The sequence below is a fragment of the Burkholderia stabilis genome (assembly GCF_001742165.1).
GTDB classification, from domain to species: Bacteria; Pseudomonadota; Gammaproteobacteria; order Burkholderiales; family Burkholderiaceae; genus Burkholderia; species Burkholderia stabilis.
This window is the reverse complement of record NZ_CP016442.1, coordinates 3,806,509-3,825,652: the sequence shown is the minus strand read 5'-3', so window position 1 is coordinate 3,825,652 and position 19,144 is coordinate 3,806,509. Positions and strand designations below refer to the sequence as shown.

Genomic DNA, 19,144 nt, shown 5'->3' with positions numbered 1-19,144 from the left:
CTACCGCCAGACAAGACATTGGTGGGTCTGGTTGGATTCGAACCAACGACCCCCGCCTTATCAAGACGGTGCTCTAACCGACTGAGCTACAGACCCCTGAGTCTGTCTTTAATTTACAGCCGATAAGCGTGAGCGCTCAACTTTGCGAGATAGCTCTGGAAAGGAGGTGATCCAGCCGCACCTTCCGATACGGCTACCTTGTTACGACTTCACCCCAGTCATGAATCCTACCGTGGTGACCGTCCTCCTTGCGGTTAGACTAGCCACTTCTGGTAAAACCCACTCCCATGGTGTGACGGGCGGTGTGTACAAGACCCGGGAACGTATTCACCGCGGCATGCTGATCCGCGATTACTAGCGATTCCAGCTTCATGCACTCGAGTTGCAGAGTGCAATCCGGACTACGATCGGTTTTCTGGGATTAGCTCCCCCTCGCGGGTTGGCAACCCTCTGTTCCGACCATTGTATGACGTGTGAAGCCCTACCCATAAGGGCCATGAGGACTTGACGTCATCCCCACCTTCCTCCGGTTTGTCACCGGCAGTCTCCTTAGAGTGCTCTTGCGTAGCAACTAAGGACAAGGGTTGCGCTCGTTGCGGGACTTAACCCAACATCTCACGACACGAGCTGACGACAGCCATGCAGCACCTGTGTATCGGTTCTCTTTCGAGCACTCCCACCTCTCAGCAGGATTCCGACCATGTCAAGGGTAGGTAAGGTTTTTCGCGTTGCATCGAATTAATCCACATCATCCACCGCTTGTGCGGGTCCCCGTCAATTCCTTTGAGTTTTAATCTTGCGACCGTACTCCCCAGGCGGTCAACTTCACGCGTTAGCTACGTTACTAAGGAAATGAATCCCCAACAACTAGTTGACATCGTTTAGGGCGTGGACTACCAGGGTATCTAATCCTGTTTGCTCCCCACGCTTTCGTGCATGAGCGTCAGTATTGGCCCAGGGGGCTGCCTTCGCCATCGGTATTCCTCCACATCTCTACGCATTTCACTGCTACACGTGGAATTCTACCCCCCTCTGCCATACTCTAGCCTGCCAGTCACCAATGCAGTTCCCAGGTTGAGCCCGGGGATTTCACATCGGTCTTAGCAAACCGCCTGCGCACGCTTTACGCCCAGTAATTCCGATTAACGCTCGCACCCTACGTATTACCGCGGCTGCTGGCACGTAGTTAGCCGGTGCTTATTCTTCCGGTACCGTCATCCCCCGGCTGTATTAGAACCAAGGATTTCTTTCCGGACAAAAGTGCTTTACAACCCGAAGGCCTTCTTCACACACGCGGCATTGCTGGATCAGGCTTTCGCCCATTGTCCAAAATTCCCCACTGCTGCCTCCCGTAGGAGTCTGGGCCGTGTCTCAGTCCCAGTGTGGCTGGTCGTCCTCTCAGACCAGCTACTGATCGTCGCCTTGGTAGGCCTTTACCCCACCAACTAGCTAATCAGCCATCGGCCAACCCTATAGCGCGAGGCCCGAAGGTCCCCCGCTTTCATCCATAGATCGTATGCGGTATTAATCCGGCTTTCGCCGGGCTATCCCCCACTACAGGACATGTTCCGATGTATTACTCACCCGTTCGCCACTCGCCACCAGGTGCAAGCACCCGTGCTGCCGTTCGACTTGCATGTGTAAGGCATGCCGCCAGCGTTCAATCTGAGCCAGGATCAAACTCTTCAGTTCAAACCTGTTACTGTTTTCGGTTCTGTTAAGAACCGGTCGCTCACTCAAAGCTGACAGGTATATGAATTGCTTCATAAACCTGACTTACTTTAGTGTGAGACTCTTGATACTTTCGCTTTCTGATCCGAGGATCAGCTCGCTTCCATCAAGCGCCCACACTTATCGGCTGTTAATTTTTAAAGAGCATTTCTGCGAGAAACCGTTTGTTTCTCAGCAGCGCTGCGTTTTCAGCAGCAGAGAAGCGAGATTATGAACCGAGTTTCGCAGTTCGTCAACAACTTTTTAACTACTTCGTTGCGACTGCGGGGCCCATCTTCCTGCGCCAGCTGTGCGCCGAACCTGCTGCGCACCACCGACTTTGCTTCCCTCTTCCGCGCCGCGTTTCCGTTAGCGCGAAAGAGGCGTGATTCTATGCACCACACGACGATCGCGCAAGGGGGATGAAGCAACTTTTTCACAAAAGCCGCAATTCAGCCGTCCGGCCATGCCTCGGCACGAGACCGCTTATGGTGCAAAGAACGGACTAGAATGTGAGGTTCTTCGCCTCTTTCTATATACGTCTTTAATATGCGCCAGCGAATCGCCAAACGCCTCCCCCCCGATGCCGACAAACTGGTTGGTCTGTCGCTTGCGCTCTTCGCCTCGGGCAGCCGCATCGAGGATCGCTTCTGGGAAGCGAAGCTCGACGCGCTGCTCGCCAAGATTGTTCGCAACGGCAACCAGACCACGCTCGACGCAGCGCTCGACCATCTGCAGCAGAATCATCCCGACGCCTACGGCGCGCTCGCCGACATGGCCGAGACCCACAGCGAGTCGATGGTGATCGAACACGATGGCCAACCGTACGATGCGCTGCTGGTCGCCGTCCCGGTGCTCGCATGGACGCGCTACATGATTCCGTCGGGCCCGCTCAAGGGTGACGTTGCCGACGCGTTGCGCACGCACCTGCAGGCCCACGTCCTTGCGAACGGCACACTCGTCGGACTTGCGCCGCTCCTGTACAGCATCGACCAGTTGCCGCGGCACCACGTCGAAACCTACCGGCTTGCGCAGCAACTCGCGCATGCGGCGATCAGCCAGCACACGCCCAAGCTCAGCTTCGGTGATCTGCCCGAAACTTCGCCGATCCTGGCCGACCCGCGCTTCCTGCTCGCCGTCGTCGCCGCGCCGGTCGGCTCGCCGCTGTTCCGCTGGCAGGAAGAAGAAAACGGCAGCCGTATCGAGCGCGGTCAATGCCTCGAGCAGTGGACGGCCCAGGGCGGTCCGAACCTGTCGATCGCCCTGCCCGGGTGCGAGTTCGAATGCCTGCTTCCGGACGCGTACTACTCGGCCTGCCGCGATGCTGACGAACGGATTCGTCCGCACACGGTGCGAACCGCCATTCGTTATCTATTCGACACACTTGGTGCTGCACCGCAGGAGCTGCGCGCGGTGGTCGCCGGCTTCGGCGAACGCCGCATCGACGAGTATCGCGTCGGCTTCACGCGGCGTGCCAGCAATGACGTGATCTACGGCGTCGTGTGGCCGCTCTACGGCCGTGAAAACGGCGACGTGTCGACCGACAACGCGACGCTCGAAGGCGAAGCGCCGATCGAAGGGCCGCTCGAGGAAATCGTGAGCCTGCTGAAAGAGTGCGGCGTAACCGACGTCCGGCGGCACGCGGGCCGATTCGAACCCGAATACTGCGACGACTGCGGCGTGCCGCTCTACGCAGATCCGCTCAGCGAAATCGTCCACGCGGAAATGCCCGAAGACGCATCGCCTGCCCAGCCGCACTTCCACTGACCCGCGCAGCAGGCCCTCACGGCCTGCCCGCCCGAAGCCGCTCCCGGTTCCCGCCGGCGCGGCTTTTTTCTTGTCCGCTGTTCCACCACCCGAAATTTCAGACTTTTCCTAAGCCTTTCAGCCAAGCAGACATCGTGTAAGGTCTTTGTCATTATCGAACCCAAGGCATGCCCGCCGGCAGATCAATGACTCACCTTATGGAGATTGAATATGCGGTTCCTGGTGCTCAATTCAGACGCCGAGCGGCGTGACGGACTGAAGGCCCTGTTGCGGCAGATCGACCGTCACGCCAGCATCAACGATGCGCCCGACGGTTTCCAGGCGCGCCGGCTGTTGCGCACCCAGCGTTTCGACCTCGTCGCAATCGACTGGCTCGACGTCGGCCGGCTCAGCGAGCTTCAGGCGCTCTGCAGCGCGTGTTCGCCGACGCCCGCTGCCGTCCTGATCGACGAAGCCTCGCCGGAGGCCATCCAGCGTTTCTTCAACTATGGTGTCGCGGGCGTGATCCCGCATTCCACGCGGCCTCACCTGATCGTGCGCGCGCTCGAGATGGTGCTGCTGGGCGGGCACTACATCCCGCCGATCGCCCTCAGCCTGCTGCCGTCCGCCGCTGCGGCACGCCACGACGCCCATTTCCAGACACTCGCCGGATCGCTTCCCCGCCGCCCGCCGAGCGGCCTGTTGTCGCCGCGGCAAGCGCAGATCATGCGCTTCGTCCACATGGGCAGCACGAACAAGATGATCGCCCGTACGCTCGGCATCAGCGAAGGCACCGTGAAGATCCACCTCGCCAGCATCTTCCAGCAGCTTGGCGCCGCGAACCGCGCCGCCGCGGTCGCAATCTACAACGGCTGGCTGTCGCCCCATCTCGAGGTGCTGCTCGCGAACCGCAGTCGCGCGCGCAAGCCTGCCGTCGGCGAACACGGCCCGGTTCCGCTGCGCAAGCAACAACGGAACGACCATCCGTACCCGTTGCCGGCCGCAAACACCGGCACGCAGGACCTGCCGCTCGCCGCCGAGCCGCCGGCACGGTTCCGGCGCGAACGCTAGGCAAACAGTCTCGATATTGCGACGGTCGGCATGTGCGGATTCCCACCTTTGATGCTCAACGAGTAATATGAACGCATGGGTTTTCTTTTCACACCGCTTCCGCTCTGGATTGGCATCGGTGGCTGGATCGCCGCCGCGGCCCTGCTCGCGCTCGCGATCTGGAATCGCCCCTTCGTGCGCCTGCAGGACGCGACGCTCCAGCACGTGTGGCTCGCGCTCGTCACCGCGATTGCGGTCCTCTGGGCTTCGAATGCGTGGCTCGACGACGGCATCGTCATGCATCTGCTGGGCGCGACGCTGCTCGTTACGCTGTTCGACTGGACACTCGCACTGATCGCGATGGGGCCGTCACGGCTGTTGCCGCGATCATCTTCGACGCGCCGTGGCAGGGCATTGGCCTGACCTATCTGATCTACGGCGCGCTGCCTGTCGGCGTGTCGGCGTTACTGCAACGCGCCGCGCTCGCATGGCTGCCGCACAACCTCGCATCGTTCATCACCGGCCAGGGATTTCTGTCGCCGGCCATCGCGATCGTCACGGTCGCCGCCGCCGCGGCCGGCGTCCAGCTCGCGCTCGCGGATGGCGTGCCCGTCGTGATTCCCGCCGGCTATCTGCTGAACACTGCGCTGCTCGCACTCGGCGAAGCGTGGTTCACCGGCATGGCGACCGCGCTCATCGCCGTCTATCGTCCGGCATGGGTCACGACCTTCGACGTCCGGCGCTATCGCCTCGGCGGCCCGCGCGCCTGAATCTCCTGCGGATCCGGGCACCGTCAACGCGTGCCGGCGGCACTTTCCGCGCTGCGGGAGAATACGCCATCTACTGCCGCACAACTTTTTTACGCTAAGATTGAACTCCTGTTCTTCATCGGGCATCTATACGTGCCCGATGTCTCATTCGCTCCTCACCAATAACCAGATGGACAGCTCACCTGCCTCGCTCCGGATTCTCCGAGCGTTCGGCAAGCTGGCAGCCTGTGTCGCGGGCCTGTCGCTTGCGCTTCCGGCACCGGTATTCGCCGACCTGCTCGACCAGCGCTCCGAACTGATCAACAAATTCGTCAACGACATGCATGCCGATCCGCTCGCCGCCGATTGTGCAGCGCACGGCAGCTTCATCGCCAGCACGTCGTCGGCCTTCGACCGCGTCGACTTCGCACCGAACGCCTTCGACAGCGGCAACGCGACGATCACGCCGTGGAACGACTCGTTCGACCAGGGCAAGCAGCGTGTGAAGGTCGACAATATCGTTACTGTCGACGGACTCGGCGTCCACAGCGACGGCAGCGACCCGACACCGCTGAAATTTCGTTGCGGCTACGTCGGCCAGCAAATGCTCGCGTTCAGCTGGAACGATCCCGTTCCGCCGCTGAAGCCGCGCGTCGAACGCTCGACGTCGTCCACGAAGAAGGTCAAAGGCAAATCGCACCGGGGCAAGGCCAAGGCAAAGGCATCGGGCCGCACCGTCAAGAAGGCCGTCGCAACAAAGAAGCCGAGCGCCCAGAAGAAGGTCGTGAAAAAGAAAACCGCGAAGAAGTCCTGACACGACGGAGCGGCAACGACAAAAGCAAAAAAGCCGGGGCATCCTGAGATGCCCCGGCTTTTTTCATGCGACGACGATACGCTTACGCGAACGCGTCGATGTGCACCAGGATCGCGGCCAGCATCGCCGCACCGAGCGCCGCGCTGCGTTCGCCATTCCAGCCGACACGCTCGTCGGGCAGGTTCGCGTTGTCCTTGAACGGCATCTCGAGCGTCAGCGACAGGCAGTCGAACTGGTGGCCGATGTACTTCGACGCAAGCTTGAGTGCGTCTTCCTTGTACTTGCTTGCCGCATAACCATGCTCGGTCTGGAAGTCGGGGCTCGCGACCTTGAACGCGTCGATGAACGCGGTCTGCTCCTTGCCCTGCTGCTCGGTAAAGCTCGGCAGCATCTCGGAACCGGCAACGAACACGTACGGCAGATCCTCGTCGCCGTGAATGTCGAAGAACATGTCGCAACCGATCGCGTGGATCGCGTCGCGCACGGCCAGCACCTCGGGGCTGCGCTCGGCATCGGGCGTCATCCATTCGCGGTTCAGGTTCGCGCCTGCCGCGTTGGTGCGCAGGTTGCCGTGCACACTGCCGTCCGGGTTCATGTTCGGGACGATGTAAAACGTTGCCCGATCGTAGAGCTTGCGCGCAACCGGATCGCCGGACCAGTCGCCCCATCCGGCCAGCCGCTTGACGAGCCCCTCGACGAACCACTCGGCCATCGTCTCGCCGGGATGCTGGCGCGCGATGATCCACACCTTCTTCTTCGGTGCGCCGTCGGTTTCCGGCGTACCGAGCGTCAACATCGACATCGGGCGGCCTTCGACCGTGCGGCCGAGCTCGACGACGCTCGCCTGCGGCAACTGCTGGACTGCGCCGAGGAACGCCGCGTGGCGCTCTTCCGAGTACGGCTCGAAGTATGCGTAGTAAATGCTGTCGAATTCCGGCGTGTGGTCGATGGTCATCGTCTTGCCGTCGAACGTCGTCGGCACGCGGAACCAGTCGACCCGGTCATAGCTCGCCACCGCGCTGTAGTTGCGCCAGCCCGACGGATACGCGCATTCGGCCGCGTTCTCGAACGTCATCACGCACCGCTCGCCGCGCGCGCCGGTCAGGCGGTAGTAAAACCATTGCGCGAATTCCGAGCGGCTGTCGCCGCGCACGCGCAACCGGATCGCATCGGGGCTGTCGCACGACACGACGTCGATTGCGCCTGCGTCGAAGTTGCTGGTGATCGAAAGGGTCATCTGTCTCTCCTGTGTCGACCGGAGTCAGCGCGTCAGCACTTACTCCGGTCCCATGCAAAGCTGTCGACCGGAACGGGCGGTGTGCCGCTTGCCCGGCCTCATGCATGAGCCGGCCGTCTCGTGAACGGCCGGCATGGTCACTCGCCGATTCGCCGGCGATATACGTAAGTCGAATCGTTCGACGCAGCCGCGTCGAACGCATAGCCTTCCGTCGCGAAATCCTTCAGCGCGTTCGGCTCGGTAATACGGTTCTCGACGATAAAACGCGCCATCAGGCCGCGCGCGCGCTTCGCATGGAAGCTGATGATCTTGTAGCGGCCGCCCTTCCAGTCCTCGAACACCGGCGTGACGACGGGCGCAGCCAGCAGTTTCGGCTTGACCGACTTGAAATATTCGGTCGATGCGCAGTTGACCAGCACGCGCGACGCGCCGCTGCGCGCTTCGAGCTGCTCGTTCAGCGCCCGCGTGATGCGGTCGCCCCAGAACGCGTACAGATCCTTGCCGCGCGCGTTCGCGAAGCGCGTGCCCATCTCGAGCCGGTACGGCTGCAGCAGGTCGAGCGGGCGCAGCAGCCCGTACAGGCCCGACAGCACGCGTACGTGCTGTTGCGCATAGTCGAGATCGGCGGACGACAGCGATTTCGCGTCGAATCCCTCGTAGACGTCGCCGTTGAACGCGAGCACGGCCTGCTTCGCATTGGCCGGCGTAAAAGTTGGCGACCAGTCGGCGTAACGCTGAAAGTTCAGGCGCGCGAGCGGATCGGAGATATCCATCAGCGCGGCGATGTCCTGCGGCGAAAGCTTGCGCAGGCCGTCGATCAGCTCGGACGCGTCGTCGACGAATGCAGGCTTCGTGTAAGACTGGACGTGCGCGGGCGTATTGTAGTCGAGGGATTTGGCGGGAGAGAGAACGATTATCATAGAGGCTCGCTGGCACGCCGTGCCTTGCGGTCAGACGAAAACCACCGATTGTAACGAATGACCCGCTCTCTCGCCCCGCACGCCGCGCATCGCGTCGTGCTCGACTCGAACGTCTGGATCGACATTCTCGTATTCGACGACCCCGCCACGCGCCCGATCCGGGCCGCGCTCGAACGCGGCGCGCTGGCCGCCGTGATCGACGGCCGCTGCCTGACCGAGCTCGAGTACGTGCTCGATTATCCGCAGTTCCAGGCGCGTGCGGTCGACAAGACTACCGCGCTCGCCACCGTCGCGCGCCTCGCGAGTCTCGTCGAGCCGCCGCCTGTCGACGCCGACGCCCTCCCCCTGCCGAAATGCAAGGACCGCGACGACCAGAAGTTTCTCGAACTCGCCCGCGCCGCGCAGGCCGATTGGCTCGTGTCGAAAGACCGCGCGCTGCTGAAGCTCGCGAAGCGCACCGCACGCGACTTCGGCTTCCGGATCGCGCAACCCGCGCCGTTTGCCGAGGCCTGCGCGCTCGACGCCGCGCCGGCCGCCCCTGCCACACCGGCCTGACGCACGCCGCACCACCCGATTTCGACCGTATCGATGAACGCTCCTTCAGACATGCCAACGACTCCCGTTTTCCCCTCGCGCCTGCCGAACGTCGGCACGACGATCTTCACGGTCATGAGCGCGCTTGCCGCCGAAAAAGGCGCCGTGAACCTCGGCCAGGGTTTCCCGGATTTCGATTGCGACCCGCGCATCGTCGATGCGGTCACGACCGCGATGCGCAACGGGCACAACCAGTATCCGCCGATGGCCGGCGTCGCGCCGCTGCGCGACGCGATCGCCGACAAGATCGCGCAAATCTACGGCCGGCGCTACGACCCCGCCACCGAAATCACCGTGACGGCGGGCGCGACGCAGGCGCTGCTGACGGCGATCCTGTGCGCGGTGCATCCGGGCGATGAGGTGATCGTCGTCGAACCGACCTACGACAGCTACCTGCCGTCGATCGAACTCGCGGGCGGCAAGCCGGTGTTCGTCACGCTGGAAGCGCCCGACTATGCGATCCCGTTCGACCGTCTCGCGGCCGCGATCACGCCGAAAACGCGCATGATCCTGATCAACACGCCGCATAACCCGACGGGTACCGTGTGGCGCGAGGCGGACATGCGCAAGCTCGAGGAAATCGTGCGCGGCACCAACGTGCTGATCCTGTCCGACGAGGTCTACGAGCACATGGTCTATGACGGCGCGCGCCACGAGAGCGTCGCGCGCTATCCGGAACTCGCCGCACGCAGCTTCATCGTGTCGAGCTTCGGCAAGACTTATCACGTGACGGGCTGGAAGGTCGGCTATGTCGCGGCGCCTGCCGCGCTGACCGCGGAATTCCGCAAGGTCCACCAGTTCAACGTGTTCACGGTGAACACGCCGATGCAGATCGGGCTCGCTGACTACCTGCGCGACCCGGCACCGTACCTGACGCTCGCCGGCTTCTACCAGAAGAAGCGCGACTTCTTCCGCGCAGGCCTCGAGCGCACGCGCTTCAAGCTGCTGCCGTGCACGGGCACGTACTTCCAGTGCGTCGATTACTCGGCGATCAGCGACCTGCCCGAAGCGGAATTCTCGAAGTGGCTCACGTCGGAGATCGGCGTGGCGGCCATTCCGGTGTCGGCGTTCTATCACGAGCCGCACGAATCGGGTGTCGTGCGTTTCTGCTTCGCGAAACAGGAAAGCACGCTCGCGTCCGCGCTCGAACGGCTCGCCAGCCTGTAAGCCCGGCACGGGCGGCCATGCGCCGCCCGCCGGTGCCGCGCTTAAGAACGCGCGCCGCTGGTCGACTCGATATAAACCTTGCGCTCGGCCGCCACGCGCTGCGCGGCTGCGCGCTCACCGACCTTCTTCGCATGCGCCTTCCAGTCGATGCCGGCATCGAGCAGGAAGTCGCGGCCGAACACGGCCTTCGTCGCCATCCCGATGATCGGAAGATGGATCGACGCGGCGATGTCCGCGAGGCTGAACGACTCGCCGAGCACATACGGCGAGAATTGCGTCATCTGCTTGAACGCATCGATCGCGCGCGGCAGGCGCTTCTCGACATGCGCCTTCATTCCGTCGCTGACCTTGCCGCCGAAAAACGCTTCCGTGTAGACCTCGCGCGCCACCCATTCGAGATACAGCTCGAGCGTCTCGACCAGTTCGCGCACCTTCGCGGCCGCGAACGGCGCCGACGGGAAAATGGCTTTCTCGGGATAACGCGCCGCCAGGTATTCGATGATGACCTGCGACTCGAACAGCGCGCCTTCTTCGGTCTTCAGGAACGGAATCTTGCCGAGCGGCGAATCGGCGAGCTGGGCCGGATCGCTGATCGGCAACCCGCACACCGACTCCTCGAACGGGATGTCGTGCTCGAGCAGGACGAACTTCACCTTGTTGTAATAGTTGGACAACGGAATACCGCACAGCTGTAGCATCGGAGTCTCCTTCCTTGCTGGAGCGCGGCCGCAACGGTGCCGGCCGCATCGGGATTCGTCGCGCTGAAAAGCACGTTCGTGCTAGTCTAAAACAGTTTCGTGTCCGTCACGACAACATTGCATCCGTTACGGCAGCGACCTCGCCTGCCCACATCACACGCGCGGCGCCCCAGCGTCGCCATCCGATGGAGACACACTCGCATGAGTGCTGAACTGCTGGCCTCGCGTCCGCCCGAGAGCGATTCGACGCTCGTCCTCACGTTATCCAATCCCGGCGCGCGCAACGCGCTGCATCCCGACATGTACGCGGCCGGCGTCGAAGCGCTCGCCACGGCCGAGCGCGATCCGCAGATTCGCGCGGTCGTGCTGACGGGCGCCGACCGCTTCTTCTGCGCGGGCGGCAACCTGAACCGGCTGCTCGACAACCGCTCGAAGGATCCGGCCCACCAGGCCGACAGCATCGATCAGCTCGCTGCCTGGGTTGCGGCGATCCGCGCGTCGACGAAGCCGGTGATCGCGGCAGTCGAAGGCGCCGCGGCCGGCGCCGGCTTCTCGCTCGCACTCGCATGCGACCTGATCGTCGCCGCGCACGACGCGAAATTCGTGATGTCGTATGCACGCGTCGGCCTGACGCCCGACGGCGGCGGGTCGTGGTTCCTCGCTCGCACGCTGCCGCGTGCTATCGCGGCCGAGATCCTGTTCGAAGGCAAGCCGATCGCGGCCGATCGCCTGCACACGCTCGGCGTGGTCAACCGTCTTGCGGTGCCCGGCGCGGCGCTGACCGACGCGCTTGCATGGGCCGACGCACTCGCCGGCATCTCGCCGAATGCGCTCACGCGCATCAAGTCGCTGCTCGACGATGCGACGATGCAACCGCTCGAAGCGCATCTCGGCACCGAGCGCGATCACTTCGTCGCGTCGCTGCATCATGCGGACGGGCTCGAAGGCATCACGGCCTTTCTCGAGAAACGCCAGCCCCGCTACAAACGCTGATCCGTCATGCCCTGTTGCGAACGAGCCGGCCCGACGATCCGCGCCGACGGGGACGTCTACCTGGCCAACGACATGTTCCGTATCGCGGCGATCCTGCAGGGCATCATGAAGCGCGTCGTCGACGGCACCGCGTCGAGCGCGCAGGCGCTGGATGCCGGACGGCGCACGCGCCCGATGGCGGAACTCGCGTGGCGGTACGCGCAGAAAGTGCGTCAGCGAAAGCCGCGCGCGGCGTCGGCGGTCATCGCCCGTTTGCGTGTGCCCACGCGTCGGCACGCACGTTTTCGCCGTCAGCAGCCCGCGTCGATCCATGCTCTAATGACCGCCTGTCGCGGCGCGCCCCCCGCGCCGTTTTCGCGCATGCCACAAAGGAGTTGACGATGATCGACGTCTATAGCTGGGCGACCCCGAACGGCCACAAGGTGCACATCATGCTCGAGGAAACAGGCCTCGCGTATCGCGCACTTCCGGTCGATATCGGCGCAGGCGACCAGTTCAAGCCCGAGTTCCTGAAGATCAGCCCGAACAACAAGATCCCCGCGATCGTCGATCCGGAAGGCCCCGGCGGCACGCCGATCTCGCTGTTCGAATCGGGCGCGATCCTGATCTACCTCGCGGAGAAGACCGGCAAGTTCCTGCCGACCGATCCGGCCGCGCGCTATGCGACGCTCGAGTGGCTGATGTTCCAGATGGGCGGTGTCGGCCCGATGCTCGGGCAGGCGCACCACTTCCGCCTGTATGCGCCGGAAAAGATCGAGTACGCGGTCAACCGCTACACGAACGAAGCGAAGCGCCTGTACAACGTGATGGAAAAGCGTCTCGGCGAATCGGAATATCTCGCGGGCGACGCGTACACGATCGCGGACATTGCGACGTTTCCGTGGACACGCTCGTGGCAGAACCAGGGCATCGTGCTCGACGAGTTGCCGAACGTGAAGCGCTGGCACGAGGCGATCGCTGCACGGCCGGCCGTGCAGCGCGGCGTCGAGGTGCTCGCGTCGATGCGCAAGGCGCTGCAGGACGACAAGGCACGCGAGGTGCTGTTCGGCGCGACGCAATACGCGAAGCACTGACACGCACGTGACGGGCGGGGCGGCATCCGTGCATGCCGCCCCGCGCTTCAGAAGTAATGCAGCGTGATGAATTCCGCGGCGCAGACGGGCAACGGCGCGTCGGGACGCTCGATCTGCATCGACACCGACCACGTCACCTGCACGCCGCCTCGCGCGGCCTCGGCGGTTTCCTTCACCGCAAACAGCGCGCGCACGCGTGCACCGACCGGCACCGGCTTCAGGAACCGCACGCGGTTCAGCCCGTAGTTCACGCCCATCTTCTGCTCGAAGCGCATCGCGTCGGTCATCAGCACGGGAATCAGCGACAGCGTCAGGAACCCGTGCGCGATCGGCCCGCCGAACGGCGACTCGCGCCGCGCGCGTTCGGGATCGACGTGAATCCATTGATGATCGCCGGTCGCCTCGGCGAAACCGTCGACGCGCTGCTGGTCGATCGAGATCCAGCCGCTCGCGAGCGGCGCCTCGCCGACGCGTGCCTGCAGCGCCTGCACCGATGCGATCAGCGGCAATGTCACGTCGGTCATGCGTTCGTCCCTCCCGGATGGCGCAACCCGAAAATCACCTTGGTGTGCACGGTGATCACCGTCTCGCCGCGGCTGTTGGTGCCGATCCACTCCGTCGACACGATGCCGCGATCGGGCTTGCTCTCCGAAACGCGCTTGTCGTGGACCTTCTGGTGCATCGTGATCGTGTCGCCGGCACGCACCGGCTTGAGCCAGCGAATCGAGTCGATGCCGGGCGAGCCCATGCTGGTCGAATCCGGCCCGAGCTTCTTGATGAGCAGGCTCATGAACACCGAGCACGTATGCCAGCCGCTCGCGACGAGCCCGCCGAACGGCGACGCCTTCCCCGCCTCCTCGTCGAGATGGAACGGCTGCGGATCGTAGCGTTGCGCGAACGCCTTGATGTCGTCGGGCTCGAACGTGTAGCTGCCCACTTCGGTGGTACTGCCAACCACCATGTCTTCGTAACTGATACCCACTTGTGCGTCTCCTTGTCTGGCGCGCTCGCGCGTCGCCGTCATGCCGCGTCGGTCTGCGCGAAGTCGGGCAGCGCCACGATGCGGGCAAGATGATGATCGGTGTCGCCGAGCGTCGTCTCGATGATCGACAGCCGCTTGAACAGGTGCGCGGCGGCAACCTCGTCGGTCACGCCCATGCCGCCGTGCAGTTGCACGGCCTGCTGGCCGACGAAGCGAGCGGCCGCGCCGACGCGCGCCTTCGCGGCCGATACGGCCTTGCGTCGCGCATCGGCGTCGCCGCTCGCGTAACGCACCGCCGCCAGGTAGGTCAGCGAACGCGCCTGCTCGGCATGGATCAGCATGTCGACCATCCGGTGCTGCAGCGCCTGGAAGCGTGCAATCGGCACACCGAACTGCTCGCGCGTCTTCGTGTATTCGACCGTCGCGCGATTCAGTTCGTCGAGTGCGCCGACCGCTTCCGCACACAGCAGGAACGTCGCGTAATCGGCGATCTGCTCGAGCGCCGCCGTGTCGCGCGCCCCGCCCGTCAGCAGTCGGGCGGGCGTTTCATCGAACGCGATCGTCGCGGCGCGCTGGCCGTCGATCGTGCGGTAATCGACCACCTTCGCGTTCGCAGCGTCCCGTTCGACGACAAAGAGACCGATGCCACCGCCGTCGACGCGCGCCGGCACGATCCACGCATGCGCCTGCGCACCGTGCTGAACGACCGACTTGGTGCCGGTCAGCCGGTAAGTACCGCCCTGTTCGCGCGCGTGCGTGTCGAGCTCGAACAGGTCGTAGCGCGCATGCGGCTCGTGGAACGCGACCGCCAAGCGCTTCTGCCCCTGCGCGACCGCCTCCAGCAACGCGGCATCCTCGCCCGCGCCCGAACCGGCGATGCGCAATGCCTCGACGCCGACGGCCGTTGCCCAGTATGGTTCGATCACGAGCGCGCGGCCAAGCTCCTGCATCACGACCAGCATGTCGACCGGGCCGCCACCGAAGCCGCCCTGCGCTTCCGGCACGGGCAGCGCGGTCAGCCCGAGTTCGGTGAACGCGCTCCATTGCGTGTCCGACACGCCCGTGTCGCCATGCACGATCGCGCGACGCGCATCGAAGCCGTATTGCTCGCCGAGATACCGGCGCAGCGCGTCGGCAAACTGCTGCTGCTCATCGGTAAAGCTGAAATCCATGGTTGTCTCCGATCCCGTTCCCTGTTCACAGACCCAGAATCATCTGCGCGATGATGTTCTTCTGGATTTCGTTCGAACCGCCGTAGATCGACGTCTTCCGGTAATTGAAGTAGTACGCGGCGAGCGGCGCCGCATCGTCGTCGCCCGCGATGCTGTGTTCGCGCTCGCCTTCGAGGAACGGCAGGTCGAACGGCGCGGCGAGCGGACCGATCGCGTCGAACATCAACTCGGTGAGCGCCTGCTGCACTTCGGTGCCCTTGATCTTCAGCATCGACGCCTCGGGGCCCGGCCCCTTGCCGCTCGTCTCGCCGCTGACGACGCGCAGCACCGTCACCTCGAGCGCCATCAGCTCGACTTCGAGCGCCGCGACCTTCGCGGCGAACACCGGATCGGCCAGCAACGGCTTGCCGTTCTTGCGCTGGTTCGATGCCACGCGCTTCAGGAACGCGAGTTCGCGCTTCGACGCGCCGACGCGCGCGATGCCGGTGCGCTCATGGCCAAGCAGGTATTTCGCATAGGTCCAGCCGCGGTTCTCGTCGCCGACGAGATTCTCGAGCGGCACCTTCACGTCCTCGAAGAACACCTCGTTAACCTCGTGATCCTCGTCGAGCGTGATGATCGGCCGCACCGTGATGCCGGGCGTCTTCATGTCGATCAGCAGGAACGAGATGCCTTCCTGCTTCTTCGCATCCGGATCGGTGCGCACGAGGCAGAACATCATGTCGGCGTACTGGCCGAGCGTCGTCCAGGTCTTCTGGCCGTTGACGACGTAGTGATCGCCGCGGCGCTCCGCGCGCGTGCGCAGCGACGCGAGGTCGGATCCGGAGCCCGGCTCCGAGTAGCCCTGGCACCACCAGTCCGAGCCGTCGAGAATGCGCGGCAGATAGTGGCGCTTCTGCGCTTCGCTGCCGTATTTCATCAGCACCGGCGCGACCATCGACACGCCGAACGGCAGCACGGTCGGCGCACCGAGCCGCGCGCACTCCTCGTCCCAGATGTGTCGCTGCGTCGCGTTCCAGCCCGGGCCGCCGTATTCGGCCGGCCACGCAGGCGCGGACCAGCCGCGCTGGCCGAGAATCCGGTGCCAGCTCGCGAAATCCTCGCGGTCGAGTCGTTTGTGATCGAGTACTTTGGCGCGCAGTGCGTGAGGCAGATTAGCCTCGAGCCAGGCGCGGACGTCGACGCGGAACGCGTCGTCGGCGGGGGAATAATCCAGATCCATGCGCAGTGTCTCCTGGCCGCGGCCATCCGGCCCGGCAAGGACACACTGCGTACGTCATTGCAGCGGTTCTTTCAGCGCGGCAGGAATAGGCAGCGGCATCACTTCAATGCCTTCTTCAGCCAAGGATTGCGCATCTTCGGGCGTCGTGACGCCACGAATGCTGCGTGCCGGCGCCTCGTTGTAATGGATGCGCCGCGCTTCCTCGGCGAAGCGCTCGCCCACGTTCTCGGTCTTCTCCAGCACCTCGCGCAACGCGCGCATCACCTGCGCCTGCAGCGCGCGCGGATCGGCCGGCTGCGCCTGCGTCGCGCCCGACAGGTTCAGGCGCGGCGCCGACGGCAGACGGTTGACCTCGGTCGTCCCGCACACCGGACATTCGACCAGCTTGCGGGACAACTGCGCTTCGAATTCATCGGCGGAAGCAAACCAGCCTTCAAACCGATGACCGTGCGGGCACTGTAAATCGAGGACCTTCATGCTGAATCAGGGCGTGTGGCGAGTGTAGCGCAAAAAGCGATTTTGTGAACGACCGTGCTAAACCCGATCGCGCGACGCGAGCGCGCCGCGTCACCGGATTGTAACGCGGCGTCCCGCCCGCCGCTGACGCCCTGCTCAGGGCGTCAGGACCGGCCCGAGCGGCCACGTGCCGGACAGCACCTTCTCGAGCCACATCGTGCCGATGATCGTCTTTACGTCAGAGATCTGGCCCGTGCGCACCCACTCCTGCAGGTCGGCCTGCGTGGCGGTGAAGGTTTCGAGGAATTCGCCTTCGTCGAGCTTGCGCTCGCCAGCGGTCAATCCGCGCGCGAGATACAGGTCGATGAATTCGGTCGAGTAGGAAATGATCGGGTGAATGCGGGTCAGGAACACATATTCGCGCGCCGTGTAACCCGTTTCCTCGCGCAGTTCGCGCACCGCGCACGCGAGCGCGCCTTCGTTCGGATCGAGCTTGCCGGCCGGGAATTCGGCCATCACCTTGCCGATCGGATAGCGGTACTGGCTTTCCATCAGCACGCGACCGTCATCGAACAGCGGGATCACCATCACCGCGCCCGGATGCTGCACGTATTCGCGCAGCGCCTTCTTGCCGTCCGGCAGACGGACGGTATCGCGCTTGAGCTTGAGGAACGCGCCGTCGAAGATTGCCTCGCTTTCGAGGCAGGTTTCGGTCAGTGCGGCGTCGTGATTGGGTAGTTCGGCCATCGGCGGCTCCTGGATGAGCGCGACGGACGGCCGGAGCCGTCAGCGTCGTTTGACGAGATACTGGAACGTGAAGCCGGGAAACGCGAACACGACGAAAAGACTGAACGTGATCGCGTAGAACTGCCAGCCCTGTTCAAAGCGGTTGCCGGCGCGCGACTCGAGCCAGAAGCCGAGTGCGCCGACGATGAAGTACAGCACGATCAGTTCGCCGATCCGCACCCACCCGCTCTTCTTCGCCGCGCCGAACGGCACGACGGCGAAGAGGCGTTGGTTCAGGAACGGCAGGTTGGCGCCTACGAGCGCCAACAGCACGATGAACCAGCCGGCTGCCGACATTACAGCGGCAGCGTGTGACGGATTGCCTGCAGGCACGCCGTCAGCAGCGGGCTCGGGATCAGGCCGAGCACGACGACCGCGAGGCCGTTCAGCACGAGGATCGTGCGCTTGCAGAAATCGCCCGAGATCGGCGTCGAATCCTGCGGTGCATCGAAGTACATCAGCTTCACGATGCGCAGGTAGTAGAACGCGCCGAACAGCGACGTGATCACGGCCAGCACGGCCAGCCACGTGAGGCCCGCGTTGACGGTGGCCTCGAGCACGGCGAGCTTCGCGTAGAAGCCGACGGTCGGCGGAATGCCGGCCAGCGAGAACATCATGACCATCATCACGAACGCGAACACCGGGCTGCGCTTGTTGAGGCCCTTGAAGTCGTCGATCGTTTCCGCTTCGAAATCGCGGCGCGCGAGCAGCATCACCACGCCGAACGAACCGAGCGTCGTGATCAGGTAGACGATCGCGTAGAACATCGCCGAGCTGTATGCATTGGCCGGAGCCGCCGCGTCGCCCTTCACGATACCGGCGAGCAGGCCGAGCAGCACGAAGCCCATGTTCGAGATCGCCGAATACGCGAGCATCCGCTTGATGTTGCGCTGGACGATACCCGTGATGTTGCCGACGATCAGCGACAGCGCGGCGAGGATCACGAGCGCGGTCTGCCAGTTCTGTGCAAGCGGCAGCAGGCCCATCACCAGGAAGCGCAGACCCCACGCGAATGCGGCAACCTTCGGGCCGCCGCCGACGAACAGCGTCATTGCGGTCGGTGCGCCCTGGTAGACGTCCGGCACCCACATGTGGAACGGCACGGCGCCGAGCTTGAAGGCGATACCGGCGACGATGAAGACCACGCCGAACATCAGCACGGCTGCATCGGTGTTGCCGCCGACCGCCTTGTACACCTCGCCCAGCTCGAGCGAGCCGGTCGCGCCGTAGAGCATCGAGATGCCGTACAGCACGAAGCCCGACGCGAGCGCACCCAGCACGTAGTACTTCATCGCGGCTTCGCTCGATTGCGGAGCGTCGCGGCGCAGCGCGATGACTGCATACAGCGACAGCGACATCAGTTCGAGACCGAGATACAGCGTCAGGAAGTTGTTGCCCGACACCATGACCAGCTGGCCGAGCAGCGAGAACATGCCGAGCAGGAACACGTCGCCGCGGAACATGTCGCGATCTTCGAGGTACTTGCGCGAATAGACGAGCGAGACTGCGAAACCGAACGACACGACAGCCTTCATCATGCTCGCGAACGAGTCGACGACGACCATCTTCGAGAAGAAGTAGTACTGCTGCGGGTCGAGCGACTGCACCGCGAACCACACGCCGGCGACGACCGACGAGACGACCGCGATCAGATAGGTCAGGCGGCGGCCGGAAGCACCGGTAAAGGTGTCGTTCAGCCATGCGACGACGATGGCGGCCATCACCAGCGCGTCAGGCAACAGGACATTCATAGGAGCATTCATGGTCTTGGTTTC

Annotated in this window: 18 protein-coding genes, 1 tRNA gene, 1 rRNA gene and 2 pseudogenes; 9 read left to right on the top strand and 13 right to left on the bottom strand. The window is 63.9% G+C overall.

The genetic code is table 11. The annotated features are described in order from the left end of the window. Positions 1-19: 19 nt before the first annotated feature. A tRNA-Ile gene (locus BBJ41_RS17875) sits at positions 20-96 on the bottom strand. Positions 97-159: 63 nt separating this feature from the next. Further along, positions 160-1,692: ribosomal RNA gene (locus BBJ41_RS17870) — 16S ribosomal RNA — on the bottom strand. A 567-nt stretch (positions 1,693-2,259) separates the two neighbouring features. Here BBJ41_RS17870 and BBJ41_RS17865 point away from each other — a divergent pair. The 4 genes and pseudogenes from BBJ41_RS17865 to BBJ41_RS17850 all read left to right on the top strand — a co-directional run bounded on the left by BBJ41_RS17865 (position 2,260) and on the right by BBJ41_RS17850 (position 6,069). Then, positions 2,260-3,477 (top strand): DUF2863 family protein, encoded by a 1,218-nt coding sequence (locus BBJ41_RS17865; protein ID WP_069747486.1) that lies wholly within the window; start codon positions 2,260-2,262, stop codon positions 3,475-3,477. Between the two features lie 210 nt (positions 3,478-3,687). Then, a complete protein-coding gene (locus BBJ41_RS17860) occupies positions 3,688-4,527 on the top strand; it encodes a LuxR C-terminal-related transcriptional regulator (protein ID WP_069747485.1) in 840 nt (279 codons plus the stop codon). A gap of 75 nt (positions 4,528-4,602) precedes the next feature. Next, a pseudogene (locus BBJ41_RS17855) lies at positions 4,603-5,276 on the top strand (energy-coupling factor ABC transporter permease). A gap of 139 nt (positions 5,277-5,415) precedes the next feature. Continuing rightward, the gene (locus BBJ41_RS17850; RefSeq protein ID WP_069747484.1) at positions 5,416-6,069 is read left to right on the top strand and encodes a BspC domain-containing protein; all 654 of its coding nucleotides are present in this window, start codon (positions 5,416-5,418) and stop codon (positions 6,067-6,069) included. Between the two features lie 82 nt (positions 6,070-6,151). On the opposite strand, the gene BBJ41_RS17845 is transcribed toward BBJ41_RS17850, so the two are convergent. Then, entirely contained in the window at positions 6,152-7,306 is a 1,155-nt protein-coding gene (locus tag BBJ41_RS17845; protein WP_069747483.1) for a M14 family metallopeptidase, read from the bottom strand. 137 nt (positions 7,307-7,443) lie between these two features. Beyond that, positions 7,444-8,226, bottom strand: coding sequence for a peroxide stress protein YaaA (gene yaaA / locus BBJ41_RS17840; protein ID WP_069747482.1), 783 nt, complete (start codon positions 8,224-8,226; stop codon positions 7,444-7,446). 57 nt (positions 8,227-8,283) lie between these two features. On the opposite strand from yaaA, the gene BBJ41_RS17835 reads away from it, so the two are divergent. After that, a complete protein-coding gene (locus BBJ41_RS17835) occupies positions 8,284-8,781 on the top strand; it encodes a putative toxin-antitoxin system toxin component, PIN family (protein ID WP_069747481.1) in 498 nt (165 codons plus the stop codon). Positions 8,782-8,814: 33 nt separating this feature from the next. Beyond that, positions 8,815-9,987 carry a pyridoxal phosphate-dependent aminotransferase gene (locus tag BBJ41_RS17830; protein WP_069747480.1) on the top strand — a complete coding sequence of 391 codons (1,173 nt, stop codon included), beginning with the start codon at positions 8,815-8,817 and terminating at the stop codon, positions 9,985-9,987. Between the two features lie 41 nt (positions 9,988-10,028). Here BBJ41_RS17830 and BBJ41_RS17825 read toward each other — a convergent pair whose 3' ends face one another. Beyond that, entirely contained in the window at positions 10,029-10,685 is a 657-nt protein-coding gene (locus BBJ41_RS17825; RefSeq protein ID WP_069747479.1) for a glutathione S-transferase family protein, read from the bottom strand. A 201-nt stretch (positions 10,686-10,886) separates the two neighbouring features. On the opposite strand from BBJ41_RS17825, the gene BBJ41_RS17820 reads away from it, so the two are divergent. From BBJ41_RS17820 to BBJ41_RS17810, 3 genes and pseudogenes are all read left to right on the top strand, one after another. Continuing rightward, positions 10,887-11,678, top strand: a complete 792-nt coding sequence (locus BBJ41_RS17820) for an oxepin-CoA hydrolase, alternative type (RefSeq protein ID WP_069747478.1) — start codon at positions 10,887-10,889, stop codon at positions 11,676-11,678. Positions 11,679-11,693: 15 nt separating this feature from the next. After that, positions 11,694-11,891, top strand: a pseudogene (locus BBJ41_RS39230) (phosphotransferase family protein); the annotation flags it as partial. Positions 11,892-12,058: 167 nt separating this feature from the next. After that, positions 12,059-12,751: a glutathione binding-like protein gene (locus BBJ41_RS17810; RefSeq protein ID WP_069747476.1), complete on the top strand. Its 693-nt coding sequence runs from the start codon at positions 12,059-12,061 to the stop codon at positions 12,749-12,751. A gap of 47 nt (positions 12,752-12,798) precedes the next feature. On the opposite strand, the gene BBJ41_RS17805 is transcribed toward BBJ41_RS17810, so the two are convergent. The 8 genes from BBJ41_RS17805 to nuoN form a co-directional block, all read right to left on the bottom strand. After that, complete coding sequence (locus BBJ41_RS17805; RefSeq protein WP_069747475.1) at positions 12,799-13,275, bottom strand: MaoC family dehydratase; 477 nt, start codon at positions 13,273-13,275, stop codon at positions 12,799-12,801. Continuing rightward, positions 13,272-13,733, bottom strand: coding sequence for a MaoC family dehydratase (locus BBJ41_RS17800; protein WP_069747751.1), 462 nt, complete (start codon positions 13,731-13,733; stop codon positions 13,272-13,274). Before BBJ41_RS17800 ends, BBJ41_RS17805 begins: the two co-directional genes overlap by 4 nt. Positions 13,734-13,771: 38 nt before the next feature. Then, the gene (locus tag BBJ41_RS17795) at positions 13,772-14,905 is read right to left on the bottom strand and encodes an acyl-CoA dehydrogenase family protein (RefSeq protein ID WP_069747474.1); all 1,134 of its coding nucleotides are present in this window, start codon (positions 14,903-14,905) and stop codon (positions 13,772-13,774) included. 25 nt (positions 14,906-14,930) lie between these two features. After that, entirely contained in the window at positions 14,931-16,127 is a 1,197-nt protein-coding gene (locus BBJ41_RS17790; RefSeq protein ID WP_069747473.1) for an acyl-CoA dehydrogenase family protein, read from the bottom strand. Positions 16,128-16,181: 54 nt separating this feature from the next. Beyond that, entirely contained in the window at positions 16,182-16,604 is a 423-nt protein-coding gene (locus tag BBJ41_RS17785) for a DUF1178 family protein (protein WP_069747472.1), read from the bottom strand. 135 nt (positions 16,605-16,739) lie between these two features. After that, positions 16,740-17,330, bottom strand: coding sequence for an NUDIX domain-containing protein (locus BBJ41_RS17780; RefSeq protein WP_069747471.1), 591 nt, complete (start codon positions 17,328-17,330; stop codon positions 16,740-16,742). A 39-nt stretch (positions 17,331-17,369) separates the two neighbouring features. Continuing rightward, positions 17,370-17,666, bottom strand: a complete 297-nt coding sequence (locus BBJ41_RS17775; RefSeq protein WP_069747470.1) for a DUF2818 family protein — start codon at positions 17,664-17,666, stop codon at positions 17,370-17,372. Next, positions 17,666-19,120: an NADH-quinone oxidoreductase subunit NuoN gene (nuoN, locus tag BBJ41_RS17770; RefSeq protein ID WP_175972756.1), complete on the bottom strand. Its 1,455-nt coding sequence runs from the start codon at positions 19,118-19,120 to the stop codon at positions 17,666-17,668. Before nuoN ends, BBJ41_RS17775 begins: the two co-directional genes overlap by 1 nt. Between the last annotated feature and the right edge of the window lie 24 nt (positions 19,121-19,144).

Coding starts and splice junctions, on each gene's coding strand:
- BBJ41_RS17825 (WP_069747479.1), bottom strand. CDS start 10,685: ATGCTACAGCTGTGCGGTATTCCGTTGTCCAACTATTACAACAAGGTG.
- BBJ41_RS17795 (WP_069747474.1), bottom strand. CDS start 14,905: ATGGATTTCAGCTTTACCGATGAGCAGCAGCAGTTTGCCGACGCGCTG.
- BBJ41_RS17830 (WP_069747480.1), top strand. CDS start 8,815: ATGAACGCTCCTTCAGACATGCCAACGACTCCCGTTTTCCCCTCGCGC.
- BBJ41_RS17850 (WP_069747484.1), top strand. CDS start 5,416: ATGTCTCATTCGCTCCTCACCAATAACCAGATGGACAGCTCACCTGCC.
- nuoN (WP_175972756.1), bottom strand. CDS start 19,120: ATGAATGTCCTGTTGCCTGACGCGCTGGTGATGGCCGCCATCGTCGTC.
- BBJ41_RS17785 (WP_069747472.1), bottom strand. CDS start 16,604: ATGAAGGTCCTCGATTTACAGTGCCCGCACGGTCATCGGTTTGAAGGC.
- BBJ41_RS17805 (WP_069747475.1), bottom strand. CDS start 13,275: ATGACCGACGTGACATTGCCGCTGATCGCATCGGTGCAGGCGCTGCAG.
- BBJ41_RS17790 (WP_069747473.1), bottom strand. CDS start 16,127: ATGGATCTGGATTATTCCCCCGCCGACGACGCGTTCCGCGTCGACGTC.
- BBJ41_RS17860 (WP_069747485.1), top strand. CDS start 3,688: ATGCGGTTCCTGGTGCTCAATTCAGACGCCGAGCGGCGTGACGGACTG.
- BBJ41_RS17775 (WP_069747470.1), bottom strand. CDS start 17,666: ATGTCGGCAGCCGGCTGGTTCATCGTGCTGTTGGCGCTCGTAGGCGCC.
- BBJ41_RS17865 (WP_069747486.1), top strand. CDS start 2,260: ATGCGCCAGCGAATCGCCAAACGCCTCCCCCCCGATGCCGACAAACTG.
- BBJ41_RS17780 (WP_069747471.1), bottom strand. CDS start 17,330: ATGGCCGAACTACCCAATCACGACGCCGCACTGACCGAAACCTGCCTC.
- BBJ41_RS17820 (WP_069747478.1), top strand. CDS start 10,887: ATGAGTGCTGAACTGCTGGCCTCGCGTCCGCCCGAGAGCGATTCGACG.
- BBJ41_RS17835 (WP_069747481.1), top strand. CDS start 8,284: ATGACCCGCTCTCTCGCCCCGCACGCCGCGCATCGCGTCGTGCTCGAC.
- BBJ41_RS17810 (WP_069747476.1), top strand. CDS start 12,059: ATGATCGACGTCTATAGCTGGGCGACCCCGAACGGCCACAAGGTGCAC.
- BBJ41_RS17845 (WP_069747483.1), bottom strand. CDS start 7,306: ATGACCCTTTCGATCACCAGCAACTTCGACGCAGGCGCAATCGACGTC.
- yaaA (WP_069747482.1), bottom strand. CDS start 8,226: ATGATAATCGTTCTCTCTCCCGCCAAATCCCTCGACTACAATACGCCC.